General features: G+C 40.8%; 25 protein-coding genes. 16 read left to right on the top strand and 9 right to left on the bottom strand.

What is annotated here, in order from left to right; all coding sequences use genetic code 11:
- Position 1 precedes the first annotated feature (1 nt).
- From LMF89_RS11150 to LMF89_RS11170, 5 genes are all read left to right on the top strand, one after another.
- On the top strand, positions 2-1,168 hold the full coding sequence (locus tag LMF89_RS11150) for a mannitol-1-phosphate 5-dehydrogenase (RefSeq protein ID WP_229535134.1): 1,167 nt from the start codon (positions 2-4) through the stop codon (positions 1,166-1,168).
- A 306-nt stretch (positions 1,169-1,474) separates the two neighbouring features.
- Positions 1,475-2,440 (top strand): glycosyltransferase family 2 protein, encoded by a 966-nt coding sequence (locus tag LMF89_RS11155; protein WP_229535135.1) that lies wholly within the window; start codon positions 1,475-1,477, stop codon positions 2,438-2,440.
- Positions 2,427-2,600, top strand: a complete 174-nt coding sequence (locus tag LMF89_RS11160; RefSeq protein WP_229535136.1) for a hypothetical protein — start codon at positions 2,427-2,429, stop codon at positions 2,598-2,600. Before LMF89_RS11155 ends, LMF89_RS11160 begins: the two co-directional genes overlap by 14 nt.
- A gap of 209 nt (positions 2,601-2,809) precedes the next feature.
- Positions 2,810-3,688, top strand: a complete 879-nt coding sequence (locus LMF89_RS11165) for a DMT family transporter (RefSeq protein WP_229535137.1) — start codon at positions 2,810-2,812, stop codon at positions 3,686-3,688.
- A 206-nt stretch (positions 3,689-3,894) separates the two neighbouring features.
- Positions 3,895-4,392 (top strand): DUF134 domain-containing protein, encoded by a 498-nt coding sequence (locus LMF89_RS11170; protein ID WP_229535138.1) that lies wholly within the window; start codon positions 3,895-3,897, stop codon positions 4,390-4,392.
- 44 nt (positions 4,393-4,436) lie between these two features.
- Here LMF89_RS11170 and LMF89_RS11175 read toward each other — a convergent pair whose 3' ends face one another.
- The 4 genes from LMF89_RS11175 to LMF89_RS11190 all read right to left on the bottom strand — a co-directional run bounded on the left by LMF89_RS11175 (position 4,437) and on the right by LMF89_RS11190 (position 8,388).
- Positions 4,437-4,934 (bottom strand): hypothetical protein, encoded by a 498-nt coding sequence (locus LMF89_RS11175; protein WP_229535139.1) that lies wholly within the window; start codon positions 4,932-4,934, stop codon positions 4,437-4,439.
- A gap of 111 nt (positions 4,935-5,045) precedes the next feature.
- Entirely contained in the window at positions 5,046-6,161 is a 1,116-nt protein-coding gene (locus LMF89_RS11180) for a putative hexosyltransferase (RefSeq protein WP_229535140.1), read from the bottom strand.
- A gap of 20 nt (positions 6,162-6,181) precedes the next feature.
- Entirely contained in the window at positions 6,182-7,357 is a 1,176-nt protein-coding gene (locus LMF89_RS11185; protein ID WP_229535141.1) for a glycosyltransferase, read from the bottom strand.
- Positions 7,358-7,536: 179 nt separating this feature from the next.
- A complete protein-coding gene (locus LMF89_RS11190; protein ID WP_229535171.1) occupies positions 7,537-8,388 on the bottom strand; it encodes an AraC family transcriptional regulator in 852 nt (283 codons plus the stop codon).
- A gap of 163 nt (positions 8,389-8,551) precedes the next feature.
- Between LMF89_RS11190 and LMF89_RS11195 the strand changes: the two genes are divergently transcribed.
- The 4 genes from LMF89_RS11195 to LMF89_RS11210 all read left to right on the top strand — a co-directional run bounded on the left by LMF89_RS11195 (position 8,552) and on the right by LMF89_RS11210 (position 11,896).
- Positions 8,552-8,902, top strand: a complete 351-nt coding sequence (locus tag LMF89_RS11195) for a cupin domain-containing protein (RefSeq protein ID WP_007956054.1) — start codon at positions 8,552-8,554, stop codon at positions 8,900-8,902.
- 110 nt (positions 8,903-9,012) lie between these two features.
- Complete coding sequence (locus LMF89_RS11200; protein WP_229535142.1) at positions 9,013-9,546, top strand: TRAP transporter small permease; 534 nt, start codon at positions 9,013-9,015, stop codon at positions 9,544-9,546.
- Positions 9,546-10,844, top strand: a complete 1,299-nt coding sequence (locus LMF89_RS11205) for a TRAP transporter large permease (protein WP_229535143.1) — start codon at positions 9,546-9,548, stop codon at positions 10,842-10,844. The genes LMF89_RS11200 and LMF89_RS11205 overlap by 1 nt, the downstream gene beginning before the upstream one ends.
- Positions 10,845-10,891: 47 nt before the next feature.
- Positions 10,892-11,896, top strand: coding sequence for a TRAP transporter substrate-binding protein (locus tag LMF89_RS11210; RefSeq protein WP_229535144.1), 1,005 nt, complete (start codon positions 10,892-10,894; stop codon positions 11,894-11,896).
- 364 nt (positions 11,897-12,260) lie between these two features.
- On the opposite strand, the gene LMF89_RS11215 is transcribed toward LMF89_RS11210, so the two are convergent.
- The gene (locus tag LMF89_RS11215) at positions 12,261-13,547 is read right to left on the bottom strand and encodes a sensor histidine kinase (RefSeq protein WP_229535145.1); all 1,287 of its coding nucleotides are present in this window, start codon (positions 13,545-13,547) and stop codon (positions 12,261-12,263) included.
- A 1-nt stretch (position 13,548) separates the two neighbouring features.
- A complete protein-coding gene (locus LMF89_RS11220) occupies positions 13,549-14,211 on the bottom strand; it encodes a response regulator transcription factor (RefSeq protein ID WP_229535146.1) in 663 nt (220 codons plus the stop codon).
- 285 nt (positions 14,212-14,496) lie between these two features.
- Here LMF89_RS11220 and zwf point away from each other — a divergent pair, with 285 nt between their 5' ends.
- Together zwf and pgl are read left to right on the top strand one after the other, a co-directional pair.
- A complete protein-coding gene (zwf, locus tag LMF89_RS11225) occupies positions 14,497-16,014 on the top strand; it encodes a glucose-6-phosphate dehydrogenase (protein ID WP_229535147.1) in 1,518 nt (505 codons plus the stop codon).
- Positions 16,011-16,742, top strand: a complete 732-nt coding sequence (gene pgl / locus LMF89_RS11230; RefSeq protein WP_229535148.1) for a 6-phosphogluconolactonase — start codon at positions 16,011-16,013, stop codon at positions 16,740-16,742. Before zwf ends, pgl begins: the two co-directional genes overlap by 4 nt.
- Positions 16,743-16,788: 46 nt before the next feature.
- Here pgl and LMF89_RS11235 read toward each other — a convergent pair whose 3' ends face one another.
- From LMF89_RS11235 to LMF89_RS11245, 3 genes are read right to left on the bottom strand one after another with little or no spacing between them, the layout of a single operon-like run.
- Positions 16,789-18,012 (bottom strand): nitrogenase component 1, encoded by a 1,224-nt coding sequence (locus tag LMF89_RS11235; RefSeq protein ID WP_229535149.1) that lies wholly within the window; start codon positions 18,010-18,012, stop codon positions 16,789-16,791.
- The gene (locus LMF89_RS11240; protein ID WP_229535150.1) at positions 18,012-19,304 is read right to left on the bottom strand and encodes a nitrogenase component 1; all 1,293 of its coding nucleotides are present in this window, start codon (positions 19,302-19,304) and stop codon (positions 18,012-18,014) included. Before LMF89_RS11240 ends, LMF89_RS11235 begins: the two co-directional genes overlap by 1 nt.
- A gap of 35 nt (positions 19,305-19,339) precedes the next feature.
- Complete coding sequence (locus LMF89_RS11245; RefSeq protein WP_369412585.1) at positions 19,340-20,089, bottom strand: nucleotide-binding protein; 750 nt, start codon at positions 20,087-20,089, stop codon at positions 19,340-19,342.
- A gap of 350 nt (positions 20,090-20,439) precedes the next feature.
- Between LMF89_RS11245 and LMF89_RS11250 the strand changes: the two genes are divergently transcribed.
- The 5 genes from LMF89_RS11250 (at position 20,440) to LMF89_RS11270 (ending at position 26,272) form a co-directional block, all read left to right on the top strand.
- Positions 20,440-21,267 carry a helix-turn-helix domain-containing protein gene (locus LMF89_RS11250; protein WP_229535152.1) on the top strand — a complete coding sequence of 276 codons (828 nt, stop codon included), beginning with the start codon at positions 20,440-20,442 and terminating at the stop codon, positions 21,265-21,267.
- A gap of 111 nt (positions 21,268-21,378) precedes the next feature.
- Complete coding sequence (locus LMF89_RS11255) at positions 21,379-22,353, top strand: iron-siderophore ABC transporter substrate-binding protein (RefSeq protein WP_229535153.1); 975 nt, start codon at positions 21,379-21,381, stop codon at positions 22,351-22,353.
- Positions 22,354-22,436: 83 nt separating this feature from the next.
- Positions 22,437-24,152 (top strand): ABC transporter ATP-binding protein, encoded by a 1,716-nt coding sequence (locus LMF89_RS11260; RefSeq protein WP_229535154.1) that lies wholly within the window; start codon positions 22,437-22,439, stop codon positions 24,150-24,152.
- A 47-nt stretch (positions 24,153-24,199) separates the two neighbouring features.
- On the top strand, positions 24,200-25,249 hold the full coding sequence (locus LMF89_RS11265) for a FecCD family ABC transporter permease (RefSeq protein ID WP_229535155.1): 1,050 nt from the start codon (positions 24,200-24,202) through the stop codon (positions 25,247-25,249).
- Entirely contained in the window at positions 25,250-26,272 is a 1,023-nt protein-coding gene (locus tag LMF89_RS11270) for a FecCD family ABC transporter permease (RefSeq protein ID WP_229535156.1), read from the top strand.
- Positions 26,273-26,289: the final 17 nt, after the last annotated feature.

Below are 26,289 nucleotides of genomic sequence, written 5' to 3' on the forward strand. Positions count from 1 at the left end.
TATGCTTGCAGTACATTTTGGTGCGGGTAATATTGGCAGAGGTTTCATTGGACAATTATTGCATCAAGCCGGCTATAAAATATGCTTTGTTGACGTAAGTGATGAATTGGTTGCAGAAATCAATCGACGCCAGGAATATACGGTGTCCCTTGCCAGTGAGGAAAAAACTACATTTGCAATTCATAGTGTAGTTGCCTTACTTAGCAAAAATGAAGAGGCTGTCGCAGAAGCCATTGCTTCTGCTGATCTGGTAACAACAGCTGTTGGACCGAATATTTTAAAGTTTATCGCTCCTGTCATTGCAAAAGGGATTCAAAAACGAATCAAGGCAGAAGGCAAAGCTCTAAATGTGATTGCTTGTGAAAACATGATTGGCGGAAGTTCAGCCTTAAAATCGTTTGTTTATGAATCTCTTAGTGAGCAAGAACAAAAACAGGCGACGTTGGTCATTGGCTTTCCTGATGCTGCTGTAGATCGCATTGTTCCCTTGCAAAAGCATGACGATAAGCTATGGGTTACCGTAGAGCCTTTTTATGAGTGGGTTGTCAATCAGTCACAGGTGCTAGGTGCTGTACCCCAGGTAGAAGGGATTACCTATGTAAGTGATTTAGGACCATTTATTGAAAGAAAGCTGTTTACCGTCAATACCGGTCATGCAGCTGTGGCCTATCTTGGCTATTTGCTTAAATTAGGCAGCATTGATCAAGCAATTCAAAATTCTTATGTACTGGATATCACAGAAAAGGTGCTGCACGAAACGGGTGCGCTGTTAATCGCAAAACATCATTTTGATAGTAAGCAGCATGAAGAGTATATTCATAAAATCATCAAACGCTTTAAAAATCCCTATATATCGGATGAAGTTACCCGAGTGGGGCGTTCTCCTATTCGAAAATTATCAGCAAAAGATCGTTTGGTAGGACCTGCGCTGCAAGCATTAGAGTATGGTATTACACCTTCTGGTTTATCATTAGTAATTGCTGCTGCCCTACTTTTTGATTCTAAGGATGATCCCGAAGCTGCAGAAATACAAAACCACATAAAAGAAAATGGTATTGAAGCGACAATTCAAAAATATACTGAAATTTCGAAGGTGAGCCCTCTATTTGCCTTGATTCTAGAAACCTATAAGAAAGTAAAAGCTCAAATCAACTCTGCAAGTATTTAAAAGTTTTTTACCAACCACAAAGGCGCAATGCCGCTGATGCGGCACATAAAGGAGTTCACAAAAAAATATAAATAAACCCCTTTGTGTCCTTTGCGTCTTTGTGGTTCGAAGCGTTTTATATGTTTTAAAGAATACGAAGTGTTTTTTATGAATTGCCTAGTCCAGGCTCTCTGATGGCAGAGGGCTTTTTTCTATTAAGGTAAGAGTATTTTCATTTTTTTTTCAGAATCAGCAGTTATAATAATAGCGTTGAAATATGGCATATCAATACAATGCCGTAGATGCTGCTAAGAAGGAGAGACAAATATGAAATTAATTTCAATTGTCGTGCCTGTTTTTAATGAACAGGAGAATATGAAAGTATTCTATCAAGCTGTTTGTAAACATATGGAGTCCACGGGATATTCTTTTGAGCTGATTTTTGTTGATGATGGTTCTACTGACAAAACGGCTGTTATATTGGACAAACTGGCAGAGCAGGATAGCCGGGTTTATGGAATTTTGTTGGCTCGCAATTTTGGACATCAAATCGCATTGACCTGTGGTCTGGATCATGCCAGGGGAGATGCGGTTATTACCATGGATGGGGATATGCAGCATCCACCTGAGATGCTGCCACAGCTAATCGGTAAATGGGAAGAAGGATTTGAAATTGTACAAACGGTTCGAAAAAATACGGAAGGGGCGTCTTGGTTTAAAAAGTTTACCTCAGGGATGTTTTACCGCACGATCAATAGGATGTCCAATATTCATATAACAGAAGGCGGATCAGACTTTCGCTTGCTTGATAAAGCTGCAGTGGAAACGCTGCAAAGTTTTAAGGAGAAAGCAAGGTTTATTCGAGGGATTATCAGCGATATTGGCTATCGGCAAACGTATATTGAGTTTGTGGCACCTGAACGTTTTGCTGGAAAATCAAAGTTTTCGATTGCAAAAATGGCAAATTTTGCTTTAGATGGTATCACAGCCTATTCAAAGGTTCCTTTGCGATTGGCATTTTATTTAGGAGTGCTTACTGGTTTTTTAAGTCTACTTGTTACTGTGCATGTAGTATATATCTATTTGTTTACAACCGAAGCGGTTCCAGGGTGGGCTACAATCGCAGCCAGTGTCTTGCTGCTGGGAGGCATTCAATTGATGGGATTAGGCATTATTGGTGAATATATTGGACGCATATTTGAGGAAGTAAAGCAACGGCCTCTCTATTGGGTAAGTAGAGAGTTAAAAAGTAATGCAGAAATAAAATCGAAGAAAGAAAATGCAATTGCATAATAATAAATTAACTTTTTACATTTTTGCAGCTGCATTGGGGTTTACTTGGCTTGCGACAGTACCGCCTATCATTGGAAGTAACCATCAAGTAGGAGGCTTTTTAGGTGCTTGGCTTGGCGGGCTTGCTATGGAGCAAAAAGGAAGCTATATGTGGATGTGATATGTATTTATTTTCGCATATAGAGTTTAAACTTTAAAAGTATAATGATATAATTATAAAAAAAATTGATAGGAGGACTATCATGTATTTTAAACCTTTATTTGAAAATGATGTTCCCAGTGCACTCCTTTCTTAAACGGATGGATTGCGCAGCGTATTCTTTCCGTTTAGCATACCTTTTTTAATCGTAAAAGACGGAGGGAATATAAATGATAAATCAATATCTTGGTCCGATATACTTGACATTGGCTGCCAGTATTTGGGGTGGTATGTATGTAGTAAGTAAGATGGTACTTACTATTATTGCTCCTTTAGAATTAGTATGGTTTCGCTATATTGTGGCTTTACTTACTCTAGTTGCTTTTGGTATAGCAACAGGCCAATCTTGGAAAATTGATAAAAAAGATATACCCCTTATCCTTTTGATTGGTCTAGTTGGTTACTTTCTTTCCATTTGGGCGCAATTTGCAGGGACTCAGCTGTCTTCCGCCCAAATGGGGGCAATTATTACTTCTGCGACTCCAGCTTTCATGGTCATCTTTGCAAAAATCCTGCTAAAAGAGACAATTACCTTGAGAAAAGGAATATCAGTTTGTTTAGCGACGTTTGGTGTGTTATGTATTATTGGAGTTGGTGATGTTGGCAATTCCTCAAAACTTGGCGGCATAATTCTAGGGGGAGCGGCTTTAACCTGGGCCTTTATGTCTGTTTTGATAAAAAAGGTACCTGGTGGTTATTCACAGCTTGTAGTCACAACCTATGCAATATTGGCAGCAACTCTGGCAATGACGCCTTTTGTAATTACGAATATCAACCTGATCCAAATTCAGCATGTACTGCTAGAGCCTTTGGTGTGGAGCGGCATATTATACTTAGGCATCGTATCAACTGCAGGTGCATTCTTTTTTTGGAATAAAGGGTTGCAGCTTGTTGATGCTACCCGTGCAGGAGTGTACTTCTTTTTCCAGCCGTTGGTAGGGACGCTGCTTGGTAATTTTTTTCTTGGCGAGCAAGTGGGAATCGGCTTTTGGATAGGAACAGCACTCATTATTGGTGGGGTTTTGTTAGCGGTAAAAGATCCCTCTTAGGCGTGAAAAAAGCATTTAATGGAAGTTACCTTGGGATAAGCAATCGTTAAGCGAAGATGCGAAGACGCAATGAGGACACGAAGAAATGTTATTTCTTCGTGTTTTTTGCAATTCTTCGCATCTTCATGTTAAAAAATATATTGCACTTTCTCTTCAGAGGGGTATATAATATAAATGAGCATATGCCCATTTGAAGGAGTGATATTTTGGCAAGAAGACGTTGTTGTGGTTTGGTAGAGCAAGAACCGATCTTTCGAAAATTCGTACCTGATGGTCAAATGAATACAGGAACCATTATAGTTCTAGTTGAAGAACTAGAAGCTTTACGCTTGAAAGATCTTGATGGTATGGATCAAGTGACTTGTGCCATAAAGATGGGAGTTTCACGGGCTACTTTCCAGCGAATACTACAATCAGCTAGAAAGAAAATGGTTACCTCTCTAGTAAATGGGCAGACCATCATAATACAAGGGGGAAATTATATGATAAAGAATAGAAAATTTGAGTGCAAGGATTGTGGACATATTTGGGAGGTAGAGCCATGCTCAGAGGGGGGCAAACATGGATATGAAATTCCTTGCCCTCAATGTGAAAGTATGAAGAAAATAAAATTGGCAGAAGACGGTACTCGTCATGCTTGTGGTGGGGGACATGGGCACGGGCATGATCATGAGAGTGGATGCTGTAGTGGACACGAATCATAAAAAGATGCTGATGGATTAACCCCATCAGCATCTTTTTATGATTCTTATTCTGTATAGTCGTTATTAGCATCTGCTTTGGCAGTAAGGGTACCATATTGATTTTTGCTTTGTTTTGTTTTATTTGCTGCTTGATTTTGAGTTGAGCTTGCATAGCTGTTGCCAGTATAGGCAGAAGATGCTCCTGCTTGACTGCCATATTGCTGACTTTGTGCAGAACTTGAATATTCATTATTAGCATCAGCAGTAGCAGTTAACGTTCCATACTGGTTTTTGCTTTGTTGTGTTTTATTTGCTGCTTGATTTTGAGTTGAGCTTGCGTAGCTGTTGCCAGTATAGGCAGAAGATGCTCCAGGCTGGCTGCCATATTGCTGACTTTGTGCAGAACTTGAATAATCATTATTGGCATCAGCAGTAGCAGTTAATGTTCCATATTGGTTTTTGCTTTGAGCCTGCTTATTCTGTGCATTTTGACTTTGGTTTGCATTGGAAGTTATTGCAGAAGAGTTCATGGATTGTTTGCTGTTTTTATCATTTGTAGCCATGTTGTATGCCCCCTTATTTTTTATTATTGATTTTGAATCCAAATTTATTTTCCCCCACTTATAACATGATTATGTGATTGAAATTTAACATAAAATGGCAATATAAACCAATTATCCAATCCAATACCAATTCATAAATAAAGAAGTACATACTAATAAAACAGAAGCATTGATGGCAAGACAACAATAATAGGATTTGCGGGAAAGCTGTCCAAAGAAGAGATAGAGAGGAAATATCGGGAGTATAAAACGGGAAACACTGTACAGAGGAAGGCTGGGAGAAGTAGAGCAGAGAGGGATGAGAAACCATAGCCAGCCGATTAAGAGGTAGGAGGTAGGAATTTTAAACTGTGGTAGAATCGTGAGCAAAAATAGACAAATGAGGCTGCTGACCGCGAGGAATGTATCTAAAGCAACTCCAGGCTGACTATAAGGATCATTGGAAAAAGTCAAAGGGATATTAGCTGCAATATTGTGCCAGGGCAGTTCAAAATGTCTTCCCCAGTCTTGTTGGGTAGTTATAAAAGCAATCGGATTATCCAATAGATAGAAGTTGTACAGCATAAAACATGATAGAGCAATTGGCGGTAGGAAAAGTGGAATCATGGCAAGTAAGGAGTTAGTATAAAGAGACTTCTTTTTAAAGAATTCATAAAGTAAAAAAATAAAAAGAAAGATTCCCAAATTTCTGGTCAAAGTGGCTAGTGCACCCGCTACTCCTCCATACCACCACTGACCTTTTCTAGAAAAATAGATGCAGAAAAGAGAAAAGGTGATAAATAGAGGTTCTGTATAGATACTATTTAAAAAAAGAGAAGTTGGCATAAGAGCATAAGATAAGAGAGAATAGTGAACTTGTTCTGGAGAAAAATCTAAACGGAAGGTTATGTCCATAATCCAGAAACTGATGAACGCAAATACATTGCAAAGTAATAAACCAGCAAAAGGGATGGGTAAACCTACGTAAGATAAACATTTTATTAATATAATGAGCAAAGGAAAAAAGACGATCGATTTTGCATCATATCCATGTCCAGCAACATAAGTATACCAATGGGCATCCCAACGGATAAATTTTTCGATAAAGGGGGGCATAGGATATAAGGATTGATCTACAAATCCTATTGGAGGGTGAGAAGGTAAGTAATCAGCTAATCGATAGGAGATAAATATGATGAGTGTGTGGATCAAAAAAGCAAACCATACGGTTTTTGATGGAAACTTCATGTAATGGAACCCTTTCTGTTTTAAAATTCTACTTGCATACAATTTTCTTTACTAGGTAATTCTTGGGTTACAATTAATTTTTCTTTATCAGCATTGATTTGTGAATAAGTAGCAGACCATGTCCATTTGCTGTTAGCAGAAAAATTCCAGAGGATAGATACGGCAATACCTGTTAGCTGACCGGCATAGATATTCCACCCTAGAAAGAGAAATGCTTGGGTAAATAAGGTGGTAATGGCGATACCCAGACTGCAGATTAATACAAACTGAGGAAATTGCATCATTTGCTTCCATAAAGTTTGTTGTTTACATTCTTTCCAGGTTATTTTGTGATTCCACATAAAGTTATGCAGCATGGCAATGGAGGAGGCATAAACCGAAGCTGTTAATTCTTCCATTCCCAGGAAATGCAGAAAAAAATGTAAAAATGATAAGTTAACAAAGACTCCCAAGGTTCCAATCATACAAAAATAATAAAATTTACGATGTTCAGGGTGATACATCATAAGTTGCCCAATGTGTTTTAGATAATTGAATTGCTCATTCAAATTCATTTTTGATGTTCCTGCTGCCCGCGCCACAAAAGAATAAGGAATTTCATGTACGGTTTGGTATCTTCCTTTTACCAGAATTTCAATAAGTATCTTCCAACCTATGGGATTTAACTGCACTTGTTCAATGACACTTCGTTTAAAACCAAAGTAACCGCTAGTAGAATCGGAAATACAGCGCAGCTTTTTAATAAAAACATAACCAATTCCCCTGGCAACCCCTGAGATTAATTTGCGTACTATATTTAAGCCGCCATCTGAGCCGCCAGCAACAAAGCGGCTAGGGATGACAACATCATAACGTCCTAGTCGTTTGATCATCAAAGGGAGCAATTCAGGAGGATGCTGGAGATCAGCGTCCATAACAATGATCTGATTGCCTTGAGAATGTAAAAAACCCTTAACAACTGCAGATGCTAAGCCTTTTTCATTGTGGCGGTGAATATATTTTACTTCCTTATATTTCTGACAGAGTTCTTCTAAAATGATAGGTGTGTCATCAAGGCTATCATCGACAAAAATGATTTCAAAGGAACAATTACTTCCTTGTAATAGACTAGTAATTTTCTCAGCAATGATCTTAACGTTATTTCTTTCATTAAAAGTAGGAATTATGATACTAAGATCCATTTTAACGGTTTTCATCCTTCCATATCGCTACCTATTCTTTTCGGTTGTAGTTTTTGCGATACGGATATTGTTATTCTAGGTAAAAAATGGTGCTTTAGTTGTCGCCAAGTCCTATTTCCATAAAAAATAAAAAAACAGTGCCGCTAAGGTACTGTTTTTTCTCTGTGATCTGCGGCTAAAAAGGTAAAAGTAAATTATTGCTTTATTCGGTATTGAGAAGGTGTAGCGCCGATGTTTCTTTTAAATAATTGGCAAAAATACGAAATATTGCCAATGCCAATTTTACTGCATATTTCCTGTAAAGGTAAAGACGTTGTCCGCAATAAAAAAGAAGCTTCTCGTAAACGACGATAGGTTAGATACTCTGTGATGCTACTTCCCGTAGCTTTACGAAATAAGTGGGATATATGAAAACGTGAAAGATGAAGTTCCTTTACTAAAGATTCTAATGTAAATTCTTCATGATAATTTGCATCAATCCATCTCATAACATATTCGGCATAGTGGATATGACGAAGCTGCGTCTCTCTCTCCATTTGATTTTGGACATTCCATTGATCTTTTACCGTCGTTATAAAAAGCAAGAAGAATAAAGCAAAGTCTTCTGTAATTTCCAATTGCTTATGACGAGATCCATAGAGTGTAAATAGAGTTTCAAATTGGGAAGAATTTGTCACTTGGATAACTTGGCAATTTAGATTACTATGCCATAGGTGTTGAAAAAAACGATATAAAGCAGTAAATTTTTGTAAATAAGAATCAATAATAGATGGTTCTAATAGTAATTTTGATCGGATGTAAAATGTTTTTTCTGGTATATCTGCCTTTACCCTATGTAACTGAAAGGGTTGAAAATACATAAGTGATCCTGGTTTAAATGGATAGATATTCTGATCGATAATCGCGGACCCCTCTCCCTGCAGAACATAAATAAACTCCATACCGGGATGGGAATGGAATTTATCCCAAGTATTTTGAGATGAGGTAGTATGCTGGTGGATAAATTGGTGAGGATTTGCATTGAGCTCAAAATCAAAATCACTCATTGTCGGCAAGTTTACCACTCCCAGGTTAAGAATAACAATACAACAACATTTTACCACAATATTCAGTCAATACAATGGAAAAAATTTCATATATACTTTAAAGGAAAGACGCATTATGGCAATTCATCATGGACATTGTTATCTGTGCTAAAGGAGGATTTTAATGATTATTACAAATCAAGAGCTGCAAGGAAAAGATATTGGTGATAAAACGTCACGCAAAGTACTAGTTGCAGAGGACAAACTTATGCTAGTAGAATTTCAGTTCGCAAAAGGAAGCATAGGGGTCCCTCACAGCCATTCGGAACATGAGCAAATAGGCTATGTCGTTAAGGGAAGTTTTGAAATTACGGTTGGCAGCGAAACTAAAATTGCTAAGCAGGGGGATAGCTATTATGCTGCTAAGAATGTCTTGCATGGAGTTGTTTCTTTGGAGGATGACTCAGTATTGATCGATGTATTCACACCAATACGGCAAGATTTCCTCACACCGGATGAAATAAGGACTGTTTAAATTGTCATCGGTTCTTGCGCCCTGGCCTTGCAGCTGTTGCTCTTTCTATCGGTAAAACCATGTGAAGATAGTAAGAATTGGTATTAAATTATATATGAGGAGTTGATATTTTGGCAGATTCAAAAGAACCCGCGCAAATTCAAAAAAACGGAGTAAAGTGGATATCAAGTTTACTGCTATCTATCGATAAGGCTTTTGAAGAATTATCAAAAATAATGTTGCTAATAATGATCGTGATTGTATGTTTTCAAGTATTTGTCAGAAAATTGTTCAGCTATACACCGACTTGGTCTTTAGATATCACAATATTTTTACTTATATGGTTTTCATTTTTGGGCATTGCGATGGGCTTTCGGGAAAGAATACACCTTGCTTTTACTTCTATCCAATTTAGCGAAAAATCAAATTTTTATATTGAAAAGCTCATTTCGATTTTTGAAATTGTCTTTTCACTAATCTTGATTGTTTATGGAACAAAGCTTATGATAAACGACTTTGGTCAAACTATTCCTACCATGGGTAATTTGCCTATAGCCTACAGAACTCTCGCAATACCCGTATCAGGTGTCCTTATTCTGTTCTATGGCATATTTCAATTTTTTGGTGTTGATTTAAAAAGACATAAAGGATTGGGTGGGCATTGATGGATCATATTACTATTGAAATAATTGTTCTTACAATAACATTTATTGGGTTAATGCTGATACGAGTGCCAATTTCGTTGTGTATTGTCGCCTCTACACTAGTTGTTTTTTTAATGGAGGATTTTGGCCTTGAGTTAATTTCTCACAAAATGATAGATGGCCTTAATAACTATGCGTTACTTACCATTCCGTTCTTTATTTTGGCTGGTCAAATTATGGGTGAAGGCGGGCTAGCGAAACGATTAATAAAGTTCGCATTGCTAGGTTTTGGCCGATTTAAGGGTGGCCTTGCTATGGTAAACTGCCTTGCTTGTCTATTGTTTGGCAACATTTCCGGCTCAGCTGCTGCTGATATGGCTTCTGTGGGCACTGTTATGATCCCGCAGATGGTAAAAAAAGGTTATAGTAAAGAGTTTGCTACAAGCCTTACTATTTCTGCTTCTATACAAGGTGTTGTTGTTCCACCAAGTCATAATTTGATTTTGTATGCGCTTGCTTATGGCGCAGCTGCTCCATCTATCAATGCTCTTTTCCTAGCGGGTGTTTTTCCTGGTTTCGTTATATGTGCAATCTTAATGATTGCTGGTCGATTTCTAGCTATTAGAAATGGTTACACAGTGAATGAAATAATACCGAAGGAAGAACACGGGAAAGTTATTTTTGACGGAATATTTTCTATTATGCCTTGCGTTATCATTCTAGGGGGTATTTTTACAGGTTGGTTTACAGCTACTGAAGCGGGGGCTATTGCTTGCTTGTACGCTTTCATTATTACTTTCTTCTTTTATAGAGATATTTCCATTAAAGAATTTTGGCCAATTATATTAAAAACATTAAGAATCTGTTCTCTTGTGTTTTTCTTAATGGCAGCTTCTGCAGCATTTAGCTATGTTTTAACAATCTTGCGTATACCAGATATGGTTACTGCACTTCTATTAGGAATATCCAGTAACCCGCTCATCCTATTGTTTATCATAGCTTGCTTGTTGATTTTGCTGAGCGCACCGATGGATATGGCACCATTGATTATGATTATGACACCAATCTTAAAGCCAGTTATACTTAACATGCATGTAGACCCTCTCCATTTTGGAATTATTATGATGCTCAGCCTAGGAATTGGCTTGACTATTCCACCTCATGGAGCTGTTCTGTTTATAGGGTGTGCCTTGACAGATACACCTATAGGGAGAGCCGTAAGGCACATGCTCCCATTCTATGTTATCTTGTTTATTTGTTTGATGGTAATTATCTACGTTCCTCAATTATCTCTCTATTTACCACATTTCATGCGTTAAATACATTTAGTATTTAAAAATTATAAATTAGAAAAGGAGCTAAAAAAATGAAAAGAAGTTTGTCAGTTCTAATCTTATCGCTGTTATGTGCTGTTTTGTTGACAGGTTGTAGCTCAGGTGCTTCAAAAGAAAAAGCGAGTGAAGGAGCAAAAGTCACTATAAGGCTGGCTGAAGCTCACCCAGCGGACTATCCTACAACTGACGGTGACAGGAAATTTGCAGAACTTGTTAAACAAGCCTCAAACGGAAGAATTAATGTTGAAGTTTATCCTGGCGGAACATTAGGTGATGAAAACTCAGTTGTAAGTCAGGTTCAATCAGGTGGTACAGTTGATATGACAAGAGTTAGCAGTGCTACACTTACCTCCTTCAACCCCCAAATGGGATTGTTTGCTCTTCCATATTTATTTAGAGACTCAAGTCAAGAATGGGCATTTTTGAATAGCGATAAAGGGCAGAAACTGCTAAAAGACCTTCAAACATCTAATATGATGGGATTGGCTTACTACGAGTCTGGCGCTAGAAGCTTCTATTCCAGCAAGCCTCTTACGAAGCTTGCCGACTTGAAAGGTCAAAAAATACGCGTACAACAAAGTGCAATTACCCTTGAGATGGTTACTGCTCTAGGTGCAAATCCTATTGTAATGCCATATGGTGATGTATTTGGAGCATTACAAACTGGTACAATTGATGCTGCAGAAAATAATGCGCCTTCATTTGAATCTGCAAACCACTATACAGTTGCGAAGAATTATATTTTAGATGGACATCAGCGTGTTCCTGAAGTACTTCTGATGAACTTAGCTATGTGGAATAAATTTTCACCGGCTGATCAAAAGATTATTCAAGATGCTGCCACTGCTTCTGTTGCCACAGAAAAGGAATCCTGGGCTAAATATGAGGAAAAATCCAACGCAAAGATTAAAGCTGCTGGCGTTACAATTACTTCTGTTGACAACGTAGCGGAGTGGCAAGAAGCCGTTAAACCAGTAATTGAGAAGAATGGTGCGCAATTTAAAGATCTTATTGATTATATACACACTTTAAAGTAATAAAAAATAGAATATGTAAATATTCATAGAGGCTATTCAGAACTCAGTTGAGTTTTTGTAATAGCCCTTTTCCTTTATATTTAAAGTCTTTTATAAGGCTTAGTAGGATAAAGTAGAAGCGGAGGGACGTTCGTTTTGCTTCTTCTGAAGCAAGAAGAACGTCAGACCGTGTGATTAGGGGGGGAATTTATGAATTTTGAAGTGCATAGAACAGTAAAACATATAAAATGAATCGAACCACAAAGACGCAAAGGATACAAAGGGTTTTATTTATATTTTTTTGTGCTCCTTTGTGTGCCGCAGCAGCGGCATTGTGCCTTTGTGGTTCAATTGTTCGTTCCTGTTATAAAACCCATATCCTAAATCAGGATATGGGTAATTTTATGCAGAATTTTGTTCCTAACGTAAGCTGGCTGGAAGCTTTAATAGAGCCTCCATGAGTTTCCACAATTAGCTTGGCGATGGAAAGTCCCAACCCTGTACCGCCTTTAAAACGGGATTTGTCTACCTGATAAAAGCGATCAAATATTTTCTCTAAATGCATATTTTCAATTCCTTCTCCCGTATCAGTGAAAGTGAAGGTGATTTCTTTTTTTGATTGAGATAGGAATATAGAGATCTTCCCACCAGAAGGGGTGTGGCGAATAGAATTGTCAAAGAAGATGCTGACAAGCTGTTTCATAGAGCCTTCATCACCATAAAAATGGATTTCAGGAGCAATGGAAAGCTCAAGGGTAATCCCTTTGGCAGCAGCTAAAGGAGCGAGTGCTTCCGTTGAACGAAGAAGCGATTGACTTAGGGAAAAAAACTTTTTTTCTAGTAATGGCTGCCGCGAATCCGCACGTGCTAAAAAGAGTAAGGAGGTTATTAATTTAGCCATAGCGTCGGTTTCTTCTTTAATATTATGCAACCATTTACTTTGGTTGGCGATGGTTCCTTCCGGAGTGTCAAGGACGATTTCTAAATTCGTCTGCATGACAGTTAATGGGGTACGTAATTCATGAGAGACATCCGCTAGAAAATTTTTTTGCTGCTCCCAGGCACTGGAAATGGGAATCATAGCACGATTTGCCATGTAAAGGCTTGCGACAAGAGATAAGAGTAAGCAAAGGATGCCAACGATGATTAAAGCCGTGATGAGACTGTGAAGCAAGTTCTTTTCATGATCAAAATTCTGAAAGAGGACAATCATTCCCGACTGGTCTTGCAGGGGAGTTTTTACATAATAATAGCTTTCTTGCAAAGAAATCGTTCCAGTTGTTTCTTTTTGGCGTAGGCTTCCTTGTACAAGAGTGGATAAAGAAGCGGAATCTAGGGGTTGGGTAGAGGAGGTAAAAAAAATCTGATTGTCAGCATCTGTTTTAACAAAAAAAACAAGGGGATGTTCTGGTGGTTGCCCTAGTGGCTGCCTTGGTGATTGAGGAGGTTCGTCATGAGGAGGATGTCTGCCTTGATCCCGAGGACCGCGATCCGGCATATCGTTAATTAGGCCTGCTTGTATGTCAGATATAAAATTGATTCCCATGCCAAAGGCGCGATTTCTCATTTGGTTTTCAGCAAAAAGATAGGTACCTACTGTTAAAATTAAAAAAAGTGCAGCAATGATAATTAAGTTAATAATCGCAAGCTGTAGACGTAGTTTGTGAAACATGCTAGTTCTCCTCGAATAAATAACCAACACCACGTACTGTTTTAATGGCGGTTGTGTTTAGCTTTTTTCTCAAATAGTGAATATAAAGGTCTACATTCGCGATATCAGTTCCTGAATAATAACCCCAAATCTTTTCGAAAATACGTTCTTTCGTAATGACCTGCCCTTGATTGTACATGAGTAGTTCTAATAGCAGGGACTCCTTCACACTAAGTTGAATAATTTCCGAACCTTTGGTAACCTCACCCCGCAAAGGATCAAAGGTCATTCCTGATACTGTGATGGTTTTATTGATAAGCTCTTTCGTCTTTCTTCTAGCTAAGGCTCTTAGCCTTGCTAATAATTCTTCAGATGAGAAAGGCTTAACCAGATAATCATCAGCACCTGCGTCTAGTCCCTCGATTCGGTCTTTAAGGGCATCTTTGGCAGTCAAGAATAAGACTGGAGCATCAAAGCCCCGGTGACGAAATTCTTGTACAACGGAAATGCCGTCAAGTTTGGGAAGCATTCGATCTAAGATAATTACATCATAAATGCCAGTTAAAGCCATTTCTATGCCGCTTTCCCCGTCCATAGCGATATCTGTGGCATAGCCATTTTTCTTCAATAAATAAGAGAGGGCTTCAACAAGCCGTTGTTCGTCTTCAATCAGCAATAGTTTCATAAAAGCTCCTTATTTTTACAGATAAAAAATTTATCGAGAAATATATATATATGTATTATTTTAGCGGATAATCCTTTGAAATGCATTTACTTTTACAAACAGGGACTAAAGGCTGATCTTAAAATAATTTGGGTAAAATACTGGAGCACAAGGAGTTTAATAACAATATAAAGAATTATTATAATATTGGAAGAGTATTCGAAAGTAGAAAAAATTGCTGTAATGAATAGGTTAGATGAAGGATAATTTCATAACCTGTATAAAAGGAATGGAGGAATGGCATAGATGATGCGTGATGTGAAAATTGAGCCAACTGTATTTGTTATTTTTGGTGCATCTGGGGATTTAACACAGCGTAAGATTATACCTGCTATCTATAACTTATTTATTGATGGCTTATTGCCTGATCCTTTCTGCATTATTGGCATTGCACGTACTGCGTCCGACGATGAAATGTTTCGACAGCAATTGCGTAAAGGTGTGGATACATTTTCTCGCAGGGGTAGAAGCAAGGAAGATGATTGGTCAAAATTTGCAGCTAATATATCCTATATGGCAGCTGATTATCATGACGAAAAAACCTATAGGTCTCTTTTGGAAGAGTTAAAAAAAGGCTGGTATAAGTCTGCTAATAAGGTATTGTACCTTGCGACTCCTCCTACTTTATTTACAGAAATTGTGGAACAGTTAGGACAGCAGGAGGTTTTTCGCGGAAAAACAAGCTATCGCATTGTCATAGAAAAGCCTTTTGGTAGAGATTTAGAATCTGCTCGAATGGTTAACCAGGTGTTAACAGGGGTCTTTGATGAAGGACAGATCTATCGCATTGACCATTATTTAGGAAAAGAAACGGTACAAAATATTTTGGCGTTTCGTTTTGCCAATGCTATGTGGGAACCTATTTGGAACCGCAGCTTTATTGACCATGTTCAGATTACAGTGGCAGAAAAAGTCGGTGTCGGCAAGCGAGGGGGCTATTATGAGGGGGCTGGAGCTTTACGTGATATGGTCCAGAATCATCTATTACAGGTAATGTGCCTGGTGGCGATGGAGCCTCCTACTTCCTTTCAGGCTGATGAAGTTCGTAACAAGAGAGTGGATGTACTCAATGCGATTCGTCCTATAGGCAAAGATGAGGTAGAAAAATTTGCTGTTCGGGGTCAATATAGCAAGGGAGTGGTAGACGGTCTTCCAGTACCTGCTTATCGAGAAGAAGAAAATGTAGCGGCAGGTTCAGGTAGAGAAACCTTTGTTGCAATGAAGTTATTTATTGATAATTGGCGTTGGCAGGGAGTGCCTTTTTATTTGCGTACAGGTAAGCATTTACCAGGTCGTGTTTCTGAAATCTCCCTGCAGTTTAGGCCGGTACCACATCATCCTTTTTCTGATAAGGTCATGCAGTCCAATCGCCTGGCGATTCAAATTGAGCCTAAGGAAGGTATTATGCTGCGAACACAGGCAAAAGAGCCGGGACCGGGGATGAAGATTAAACCTGTGGAAATGCATTATACCTATCAGGAAGTATTTCAGTCTTCTTCTCCCGAAGCGTATGAAACATTGCTGTTGGACGTTGTGCGTGGCGATCCTGGGCTGTTTATGAGAAATGATCAGGTAGAAACAGCTTGGTCTGTATTAGAGTCCGTATTAGAACACTGGGAAGAGACTTCTCCTGCAGATTTCCCTAATTATGCACCTAGTGAGTGGGGACCTAAATCTGCTGAAGAGTTGATTACCCAAGATGGAAGAACATGGTTGGTTCCTGCCTGCTTAGAATTCGATAGAAAAGAAGGAAGAAAAGCATGATTACAATATATGAGAATGTAGATGCTCTGGGGAGCGCAGTTGCTGAATTATTCTTAGAAAAGGCATGTTTGGCAGTAGCAGAAAGAGGTCGGTTTACTGTATCCTTAGCCGGCGGGCAAACCCCACAGAGAATATATGAAATGTTAGCAAAGCCTCCTTACTCCGATCAGATACCTTGGGAAGGGATACATATCTATTGGGGGGATGAACGATATGTGCCTGCGGATGATATTCGCAGCAATCAGCTTATGGCCCGAAAGGCATTTTTAGATCATGTGCCAATCCCTCAACAACAAATTCATCCCATTATGTGCAAATCAACTCCTGAGCAAGCAGCTAAGGAATATGAAGAAGTAATTGCATCGACCTTTTCAGAAGAGGAGCCTCAATTTGATTTTATTTTTCTTGGCTTAGGATCTGATGGGCATACAGCTTCTTTATTTCCTAACACTTCCGTATTACAAGAAAAAAAACATTGGACTGGTCATGTGTATTTACCAGAACTTGATAGTCATCGTGTGACCTTGACAGCACCCCTTATTAATCAGGCCAGGACGATTACATTTTTAGTGACGGGGGATAGTAAAGCTCAAATTGTGTGTGAGGTGCTAGAGGGACCTCAGGATCATTTGAGATTGCCATCCCAAATGATTACACCCAAAAATGGTGAACTATTTTGGTTCTTAGATCAGGGTGCAAGTAAGTTACTTAACGCTAATAAGAAGTAAACAATAACACCCCTTTACCATTGTGGTAGAGGGGTGTTATTTGAATTTAGAGCATTCGTACGACTTCATTCATCCACATGGTCGCCATATTCATTGCACCGCGAAATCCCATGTACGGTGGAGAATAGGGGTACATTTGCCATCCTCGACTAGGATTGGCAATTTGCATTGTCGCATTGTTGCGCCCGGCCCACGTCAGCACTTCGCCACTGGCCATGAGCAGCCCCTGATGTCTGTTAGTTACCGTTTGTGACCACTGTGCTTCCTGCCAATAGGGCAGATCTTCTGTAGCCATGGCAGGACTATCGCACCAGCACAGATCAGGGGTAAGTCCTAGTTCGCTGCAGGCATAAGTAAGGATTCCTGTAACTACATCGGCATGACCGCCGATGGACAATTTCACTGGTTTTTTTTGATGAGAGAAAAAGCCAGGGGCGATTTCCATAATAGGTCGTGCTTCATCCTGCTGTTGCCAAATAAAACTTTGATTGATGGGCTTATCCAGTATTTGAGCGATTTGCTCTAGCCAAGAGTATGTACCCTGCATGCCATAGGGGCGCCCCTCGAATAAAGGGATACCAAACCGCTGTTGTAAATGGCAGGCAGCGGACAAGCCTTCCCGGCGAATTACCAGATTGATATGGGCGCCGCCCATGTGCTCGATATCTTCAACGGATGTGTCCGAAGTCATTATACATAAAGGCTTTATTCCGAAAGCGCCCTCCATTATTCTTACAATTTCCTGGGTGTCTGCGTTAAACTGGAATAGGTCAGTGCAGGACCCGATAAGGTTAAAGGTGGGATTTGGCGTGGGCGGCACATCCTGGGGCAGTGTTGTTGCCAGCAAAAGTAAAGTCTCCTGCACACCACGATGCAGTTCGATATTGAAACCACCGGCTTCAAAGGGCAGCAACCGTACATGGGGATAACTCATTTGCAGTTCCTTACACAGAGCAGATAAATCCGTACCAATCATTTCTGGTATGGTGGAGGGGAGCACAAAAATTACCCGAGGCTGATCCCTAAGAGCAATATCAGCAATCGCTCGCGTCAGCCGATTGGTTTCTCCCATGGCAATATCGCTTTCATTAATATGGGTAGAATACAGTTTGCAATCTGGATCTTTCCCCATTCTTTTTAATGTTGCCCGCCCATAGAGCATATGTCCCATGGAACCAAACTCCACTAGTGCTGCATTACGTATACTAGAAAGTGCCCACAAAGTACCCATGCGTCCAGATGGCGTAGGATGAAAACGGTGCAATCCCATTACATCACCTCTTTCGACAAATCTGCTGCAGGCGTGCCTAACGCTTGCATTATTTTATCCAGCAGCCAGGTGGTTCGCTCATGACCAAAGGTGCCGTTCATTTTATGCAGCTGGTCAACATGAGATATTTTCTGTTTCAGTGAGGGCGGTACAGGTCCTAAGTTAAAAGCAGGTTTTAGCATTTCAAACACGGATACTTCCGCCAAATTGTTGACCCGATGGCACACTAAGGGATCGTGTCCCTGGGTATGTAAGGCTTGTGCCCACTGCCTGTCTTCCTGATAAAATTCTTCAATATGCAGCAGCAATGGTTTCATACCTTGGGTGGACAGGTAAGCAGATAATGGAATGGGATCAAGGGATATATCGGTTGCAAAAAAGCTTAACTCGCTGAGCTTAACATCAGCTCTTTCCTGCGCTTTCTTCAAAGCGTTTCGCCCCTTGGTGAAAGCATCACCGAAGTCCAAAGCTAAAAATTCCCCAATACGTGCGTATGCCGTATCAATATCTTCTATGCTGTACTTATCGTGCAAATAAACAAAAGGAGTATTAAAGTCATTGGCCATACGTTTTGCTAAGGGAGCCATATAAGGGGACAGAACAATATTAATAGCTGCATCTGGTGCGCTGAGAAACTCATCCAGTGTGCTGTCTGGTCCTAAGCCTCGCAGCTTCACGCCGGCAGCAGACAAGGAAGTTAAAAGAGGTATTTCTGACGCAGATGCGGCGTGTAGACCTAGGAGGTTCGCACTATGGGGAATAATAGTACATTGCTGCATAATGCCAGCCATAGCTTCTAAGGTGCGCCAAATACCAGAAGGGTGACCGTTGCAGGCAAAATTAGGCGCAGAGATAGAAATAAGGCGCGCTGCTAGTTTTGGCTGCAGCTCATGGATAATAGCTTCCATGTCCTCGCCGATCAAGTCTGGCAAACAAGTAACGATCAGCAATATGGCCTTTGCGCCTGCTTGATCCATTTCAATAAGCGCCTGATTCAAACCCTCTCGGCAGCCGAATACTACTTCATTGGCATCGAGCACATACATCCAATGGAGTTCTCCAGCTTTTCCATAAGGCTCTCGAAGAACCAATCGACTGTAATAGGCACACTCTTGTGTGCCTATTATTAGTGAGGACAGCCCTTGTATCGATCCAGCTAAACGGGCTGCAGCGTTCATTGGACAATGACTGCCTGGAATAGCAGCGGGAGTTAGAAAATGAACTCCCTTATTTGACTGGAGGGTGGATAATTTCTTTAGATGAGTCAACATGTTGTCATGTAAAACGGGCACAATCCTTGCTCCTTTCAAATTGGGCTGAAAATTATTTAGCGTGAATCCTTCAATAAAAGAGCCGCTAAAGTTTGATAATGCACGGCCATAGAGCTAACTGAAAAAGCCTCCGTCACAGTTTTACCTTGTGCTTCTGCCTGCTGGACCAGTGGGTCGCGTGGAAGATGATAAAGAATCTGCGTATCCATTTCACTGGCAGCCTGTGCAACCAAGGATTCTTCATTATCAATGTTTTTAGCATTGAGGATTAGCCCGCGGAGTGTGGCATATCCCCGTTTTCCAAAGCTTTTGACCGCGTGAGTGATATTGGCAGCGGCATACAGCGACATCATTTCTCCGGAGGTGACGATGCAGACTTCATCGGCATAGCCCCCGCGGATCGGCATGGCAAAACCACCGCAAACAACATCTCCTAGTACATCATAAAGTACAATATCTGGCTTATATTGTTCAAATGCGTTTAATTCCGCTAGTTTTTCAAAGGCAGTGATAATACCGCGCCCCGCGCAGCCTACCCCCGGAACTGGTCCACCGGCTTCCACACAAAAAACGCCGCAAGCTCCTTCTACTAAGAAATCGCTCAACACGGCGTCACCTTTTTGCCGCAAAACATCCAGCACCGTTGGAATGGACTGTCCACCTGTTAAGTTGCGGGTAGAGTCAGCCTTAGGGTCGCAGCCGATTTGCATCACACGGAGCCCCATACAGGCCATAGCCGCTGCTACATTGGACACTGTCGTGGATTTCCCAATACCGCCTTTCCCATAGATAGCAATTTTTTTCAATAACAAACCTTCTTTCTGCGATGTGCTTTCATAATATCGAAAATTAATCAATGTAATTAACATCATACCAAGCAAAAAAGTTGAAGTAAATGGAGATATTTCAAAATTATCATGTATTTTTTTCAGTAGTTTTCAATTGAGAATACTATTTTTAATAAAGATTGAATATAGAATCCAGTATTCTTAAGGAGATTGATTGACAAATTGGGGCTTATTCATTTATGATAATGATATTCATTGTCATAAATATATTCGAACATTGTAAGCATAAAGTCAATTAGTTTCTTAAAGATAATAATAAAAAAATAATTCTATAATTATTTTATTTCTAATGAAGAGGAGCATGTACAATGAAGGTTAATATTGATGATATGGCAGACGGTTTCTCCCGGATATCATTTAATATTGTCGACGCGGGTAGATTTGTGATAGAACCCGGCAGAAAATGTATAGCCACTTATACTGCAGCAGCCTCAGGAATTATTTTTCCCCTGCGAGGAAAGGCAAGAATGACTTTCGAGGGTGTGCCTTATGAAATGGAACCTGGCAGATTTTTTCATGCAGGACCCAGAATGACGTTGGACAAAGAGGTACTTGGGGAGTCAAATTGGGAATTTGTGCTGATACACTATAAAATTCCTGACAGTGAAAAGTACACGTTTCCTTACGCACTATCCCATTATGAACTAGACTCGGGCTACAGCCCACGGATTAATGATATGCTGCAAAGACTTTGTCACACCTGCAGAATGCCGAGTAACCTGCAGGCTCTGCGGGCGAAATCATTATTCTTAAGTGTCATGGATGAGGTTTTGACATGTTCGACAAATCGGCGAAAGGAAAGCGGACGGGCGCTAGTCGAACAATCAATTGAATATATGGACAATCACTATATGGAACAGCTGACCATCCCCAAATTAGCTGGGCAGTATGGTTTGAGCAGTAAGCAATTTGCTTATTTGTTCCAAAAACACGTGAAGATGAGTCCAAATGAATATTTAATATCTCAGCGGATGAAGCGCGCCAAAGAATTACTATGCACTACAACTTGTTCCGTATCAGAAATCTCTGATTATGTCGGTTATTCTGATTCTTATTATTTTAGCAAGCTTTTTAAAAAGCGTACAGGTACCTCACCTAGTACGTTGCGAAACTTTTTTGAAAAAAATACGGGGTAATTTAGGAATATGTCTATTCCTACTTTTTTTTTTACTTGGTATAGTACTGTAGTGATGTCGAATTTCATTATCAATGCTAGAAATGTGACGGCAAATAAACGGAGGAGGCATATGAAAAGAATAGTTGTAATACTTCTGTCATTAGGAATAGTTACGGGAGGATTAGTAGGATGCAGCAACCAGCCGAAAACAAATATTGCCTCCAAACCATCATCTGACAGTAGTGAAATGCCGGGAAAAAAAGAAGCAGCTTTCCCTCGGACTTACATAGATTCAAAAGGTAATAAAATTATTATTGAAAAGCAGCCCCAGCGAATTGCCATAGTGGCTTTCCCCCTCGTAGAAACGATGTTTGCACTGAATGCACCACCTGTTGCAGCACCTCAAGTTACTGTTATGTCACAATGGGATTCACTAAAACCGTATCTGGCAGCAAATTCGCTAATTGACTTGGGAAGCCAAACCAGTATTAATCTTGAAAAATTGCTTGATGTTGAACCTGAGTTAATCATTGGTACAAGATATAACGAAGAGATATATGATGAATTATCCAAGATTGCTCCTGTTGTCTTGTTAGATACACAGCCGCTTTCCCTTGATTGGAGAAGTGTGCCCAGGGAAATTGCAAAAGTGATTGGCAAAGAACAGGATGCAGAGGCGCGTATCGCGCAGCTTGAGTGGCTGATTGTTCAATCACGAGATAAACTTTTACCCTACCAAGAGGAAACATTTGCATTCTTAGCATTGGCCGATAAAGGATCGTTTGGTATCTTTGGCAAGCAGAATTATCCCGCGTATTTTGATGATCAAAGTGGTTTGGGATTGCACGCCCCCAATGGCTATCCTGAAAGGACAGGGAGGATTTCCCTGGAAAGACTGGCAGAACTTAATCCTGATCATATTTTTTTTATGAAAGTTCCGGGTATTGAAAAAAAACTTGAGGATTTGAAGGGTAGCTCCATATGGAGTGCCTTACAGGCAGTGAAAGGAGGGCATGTCTATTTCGTAGATCGATCGGGCTTTACAGTGGGAATCGTTGCGACAGAGTATGGAGTTAAAAGCGTTGTCAAAACTCTGACAAAGTAAGTCATTAGCAACCTTATAGATCTGTACGACAAATTACATTATAATGGTTGCGCTATTTTTGAAAAAGGAGCGAGAATATTTTAATGGTTCGTCGTTTTTTTAGTTATTATCGTCCTTACAAGGGGCTGTTCTTATTAGATTTTTCCTGTGCGGTAATAATGTCCGCTTTGGAATTGGTTTTTCCCTTGGCGGTCGCGCAAGTAGTGGACAAATTGTTGCCTAGTGGCAACTGGCACTGGGTACTTTTAGCATGCACAGGTTTGTTAAGCGTCTATATCATTAATACGGGGCTTAATGTTGTGATCAATTACTGGGGTAATATGCTGGGACTCAATATAGAGACCGACATGCGTAATGAGCTGTTTAGTCATATGCAGAAATTATCTTTCCGTTTTTTCGACACCCATAGGACTGGTCAGTTGATGTCACGTATCTCCAATGACCTAATGGATGTGGGGAGCATGGCTCATAATGGACCAGAACATGTATTTATCATCATCATCACACTGATTGGTGCATTAGGAGTGATGTTTACCATCAGCTGGAAGCTGTCACTGATGACGCTTTTGTTATTGCTGCTTTTAATGGTAGTCATCTTTGTTTTCGCTAAAAAGATGACCCGTGCTTTTAGGCAGATGTTTGCTAGTGTAGGCTGTTTTTATGCCCGGCTGCAGGACGCTCTGGGAGGCATCCGTGTGGTGCAGGCTTTCACTAATGAGGAGCATCAAAAAAAACTGTTCATTTCGGATAATCAATGGTTCCACAAGGTCAAGATGGAAGGATTTAAGATCTTCACCGCCAGCACAGCGATTACTTACCTGCTCATGCGATTTTTATCTTTATTCGCGTTAGCAGGAGGAAGCTGGTTTTTTTTGCAAGGAGAGTTGACTAGTGGGCAAATGTTCAGTTTTATTCTACTCATCAATGTCATCATCCGTCCTATTCAAATGATTAGCGCTCTGGTTGAGAGAATCCCCAAAGGCATTGCCGGGTTTAAAAATTTTGTAGAAATTATGGATATCCACCCAGATATTGTTGATGCACCCGACGCTATTGATGCACCGTATTTGCAAGGAAATATTCGCTACAACAACGTGAGCTTTGCCTATGAGGAAGAATGTCCTGTGCTGGAGAATGTAGACCTTTTCATTCCCACAGGCGAAACAGTGGCCTTTGTAGGACCCTCCGGCGGAGGAAAGACTACCCTGTGCAGCCTGTTACCTCGCTTTTATGAGGTATTATCAGGAAGTATCACCATTGATGGAATTGATATTAATAAAATTAAACTCCAATCTCTCCGGCAGCAAATTGGCATTGTACAGCAGGATGTATTTCTATTTGCTGGAACCATTCGGGAAAATATCCTGTACGGTAAAATGGATGCAACAGAAGAAGAAATATGGGAAGCGGTAGTGCGGTCTCAAATGGATGAATTTATCCGCGCCCAAACGGACGGTCTGGATGCCGTTATCGGCGAGCGTGGCGTGAAACTTTCTGGTGGACAGAAGCAGAGGCTTTCTATTGCCCGCATGTTTCTTAAGAATCCTGCAATTCTAATACTGGATGAGGCCACCTCTGCTTTGGATACGGAAACAGAAATGGCAATTCAAAAAGCACTGGCAGAGCTGTCCAAGGGACGGACAACTCTCGTCATTGCTCATCGGCTGGCGACAATTAAAAATGCGGATCGTATCATCGTAGTTACACCAGAAGGTATTGCAGAGCAAGGCAGTCATCAAAAGCTGCTAGCTGCAAAGGGAATATACAGCCGTCTTCATCACGCTCAATTCAGTACTTAATAAGGATTACTAAGCGCTGAATAAACGGTATGGAGGTGATGTTATAGATGAAAGTTTCAACAAATGGCGCTGTTCGTTCAGATCCCTTTGTAAAAAAAACAGGTCGCTCTTGGAGAGCACTCTTAGTAATTGTAATTGGACTTTGTGTGCTGGTGATATCCATGGCATTCTCCCTTACACAGGGCGTGGTGCAGATGCCTCTGTCTGCTGCATGGGACGCGCTGGTACACTTTACTCCCGGTTCAATGCAGCATTTAATCATACAGGATTTACGTCTGCCTCGTGTGTTGGCAAGTGCGTTAGTAGGGGCTGCTTTAGCTGTGGCAGGTGCAGTGATGCAGGGCATCACTCAAAACCCCATGGCGGATTCCGGTCTAATGGGTCTTAATGCAGGAGCAAGTTTTATGCTGTCTCTCTGTTTTGCCTTTGTGCCCGGTCTATCTTATAACTACCTCATTTTATATTCTTTTTTCGGTGCCTCGATTAGTGCCGGATTGGTGTATGGGATTAGTTCGCTGCAGCGGGGAGGAGCGACTCCTATGAGGCTGGTGTTGGCAGGAATTGCTGTTAGTGCACTGCTAGCAGCAATCGGCCATGGCATTGCTATTTATTTTGGTGTCGCACAGGATATAGCCTTTTGGACGGCAGGTGGTGTTGCGGGTACGACGTGGCAGCAACTTCGCATCCTATTTCCGTGTATAGCAGTAACATTATTTGCAGCGATCCTGCTTTCCCGCTCCATTTCGCTGCTCAGCTTAGGGGAGGAAATCGCTCAGGGGCTGGGACTGAGGGTGAACATTGTAAAGCTCGCTGCCGCTCTTGTTGTCTTAGTACTGGCAGGAGCCTCCGTATCAGTGGTAGGACCTGTGGGTTTAGTCGGTCTTATCATTCCCCATATTGCTCGTTATTTGGTAGGGGTAGATTATAGCTGGATCATTCCTTCCTCGGCAGTGTTGGGGAGTTTGTTGCTGGTGTTGGCAGATCTGGGTGTGCGGACGCTTAATCCTCTGCATGAAACACCAATCGGTGCCATCATCGCTCTCATCGGTGTCCCCTTTTTCCTGTACTTAGCACGTAAACAAAGGAGGGAGGCGTAGATGGGTTCTACGGGCCAGCAACAGAAGAAAAAAAGCTCGAAATTTATTGCTCTTGTACTAGGGATTTTACTGATTCTTTCAATCATCTTCAGCATGAAATCGGGCTATACCCACTTAACGTTCCATGATCTTCTACGCATCCTGCTCGGAGGTGGCAGTGATAAAGAGAATCTGGTCTTGTTTACTTTCAGACTGCCTCGTATCATCATTGCTATGCTGGTCGGCGCGGGACTTGCCCTTTCAGGATGCATCATTCAGGGAATAGCCAGAAATGCGCTGGCTGACCCTGGACTATTAGGAATTAACGCCGGTGCTGGATTGATGGTTGTACTATTTGTCCTACTTTTTCCAACAAAGACGGCACTTTCTGTATTCACGCTGCCCTTTCTGGCACTGATTGGCGCCGGCATTGCGGCAGTGTTGATTTACCTATTAGCTTATAAAAATCTAGAGGGATTATCGCCTCTGCGCCTGATTTTAACGGGAGTAGGTATGCAGGTGGGGATCAATGCTGCCATGATTGTTTTAGTTATTCTTCTGGACGAGAGTCAGTTTAATTTTGTCACGGTATGGCAGGCGGGGCGCATTTGGGGCGCTAGTTGGAAGTTTGTCATAGCACTGCTTCCATGGCTGCTAGTACTGGTTCCTTATGTATTTTTCAAGGCACGGGTTCTTGATGTGCTAGGTGTTGGTGAGGAAATTGCTTGGGGTCTGGGCGTATCTGTAGAACGGGAGCGAAGGATGCTGTTGGCGGCTGCAGTGGCATTGGCGGCATCTTGCGTCGCCGTTAGTGGTAATATCAGTTTTGTTGGACTGATAGCCCCCCATTTAGCACGTCGCCTCGTGGGACCAGGGCATCAGATTTTATTGCCGTGTTGTGCATTAACAGGTGCTTTACTGGTGTCCATATCTGATATACTGGCCCGGACTCTTGTGCAGCCCTCGGAGATACCGACAGGTATTGTTGTTGCAGTTGTGGGCGCACCTTATTTTCTATATCTGCTAGCAAAAAGCGGAAGATAGAGTGTCGCCATTCATTT

The organism is Pelosinus baikalensis (genome assembly GCF_020819555.1).
In the GTDB taxonomy this organism is placed as follows: Bacteria; Bacillota; Negativicutes; order DSM-13327; family DSM-13327; genus Pelosinus; species Pelosinus baikalensis.

What these genes read in the sequence shown, in the direction of transcription:
- LMF89_RS11150 (WP_229535134.1), top strand. Translation starts at nt 2, where the DNA reads ATGCTTGCAGTACATTTTGGTGCGGGTAATATTGGCAGAGGTTTCATT.
- LMF89_RS11155 (WP_229535135.1), top strand. Translation starts at nt 1,475, where the DNA reads ATGAAATTAATTTCAATTGTCGTGCCTGTTTTTAATGAACAGGAGAAT.
- LMF89_RS11160 (WP_229535136.1), top strand. Translation starts at nt 2,427, where the DNA reads ATGCAATTGCATAATAATAAATTAACTTTTTACATTTTTGCAGCTGCA.
- LMF89_RS11165 (WP_229535137.1), top strand. Translation starts at nt 2,810, where the DNA reads ATGATAAATCAATATCTTGGTCCGATATACTTGACATTGGCTGCCAGT.
- LMF89_RS11175 (WP_229535139.1), bottom strand. Translation starts at nt 4,934, where the DNA reads ATGGCTACAAATGATAAAAACAGCAAACAATCCATGAACTCTTCTGCA.
- LMF89_RS11180 (WP_229535140.1), bottom strand. Translation starts at nt 6,161, where the DNA reads ATGAAGTTTCCATCAAAAACCGTATGGTTTGCTTTTTTGATCCACACA.
- LMF89_RS11185 (WP_229535141.1), bottom strand. Translation starts at nt 7,357, where the DNA reads ATGAAAACCGTTAAAATGGATCTTAGTATCATAATTCCTACTTTTAAT.
- LMF89_RS11190 (WP_229535171.1), bottom strand. Translation starts at nt 8,388, where the DNA reads ATGAGTGATTTTGATTTTGAGCTCAATGCAAATCCTCACCAATTTATC.
- LMF89_RS11195 (WP_007956054.1), top strand. Translation starts at nt 8,552, where the DNA reads ATGATTATTACAAATCAAGAGCTGCAAGGAAAAGATATTGGTGATAAA.
- LMF89_RS11205 (WP_229535143.1), top strand. Translation starts at nt 9,546, where the DNA reads ATGGATCATATTACTATTGAAATAATTGTTCTTACAATAACATTTATT.
- LMF89_RS11210 (WP_229535144.1), top strand. Translation starts at nt 10,892, where the DNA reads ATGAAAAGAAGTTTGTCAGTTCTAATCTTATCGCTGTTATGTGCTGTT.
- LMF89_RS11215 (WP_229535145.1), bottom strand. Translation starts at nt 13,547, where the DNA reads ATGTTTCACAAACTACGTCTACAGCTTGCGATTATTAACTTAATTATC.
- LMF89_RS11220 (WP_229535146.1), bottom strand. Translation starts at nt 14,211, where the DNA reads ATGAAACTATTGCTGATTGAAGACGAACAACGGCTTGTTGAAGCCCTC.
- zwf (WP_229535147.1), top strand. Translation starts at nt 14,497, where the DNA reads ATGATGCGTGATGTGAAAATTGAGCCAACTGTATTTGTTATTTTTGGT.
- pgl (WP_229535148.1), top strand. Translation starts at nt 16,011, where the DNA reads ATGATTACAATATATGAGAATGTAGATGCTCTGGGGAGCGCAGTTGCT.
- LMF89_RS11235 (WP_229535149.1), bottom strand. Translation starts at nt 18,012, where the DNA reads ATGGGATTGCACCGTTTTCATCCTACGCCATCTGGACGCATGGGTACT.
- LMF89_RS11250 (WP_229535152.1), top strand. Translation starts at nt 20,440, where the DNA reads ATGAAGGTTAATATTGATGATATGGCAGACGGTTTCTCCCGGATATCA.
- LMF89_RS11255 (WP_229535153.1), top strand. Translation starts at nt 21,379, where the DNA reads ATGAAAAGAATAGTTGTAATACTTCTGTCATTAGGAATAGTTACGGGA.
- LMF89_RS11260 (WP_229535154.1), top strand. Translation starts at nt 22,437, where the DNA reads ATGGTTCGTCGTTTTTTTAGTTATTATCGTCCTTACAAGGGGCTGTTC.
- LMF89_RS11265 (WP_229535155.1), top strand. Translation starts at nt 24,200, where the DNA reads ATGAAAGTTTCAACAAATGGCGCTGTTCGTTCAGATCCCTTTGTAAAA.
- LMF89_RS11270 (WP_229535156.1), top strand. Translation starts at nt 25,250, where the DNA reads ATGGGTTCTACGGGCCAGCAACAGAAGAAAAAAAGCTCGAAATTTATT.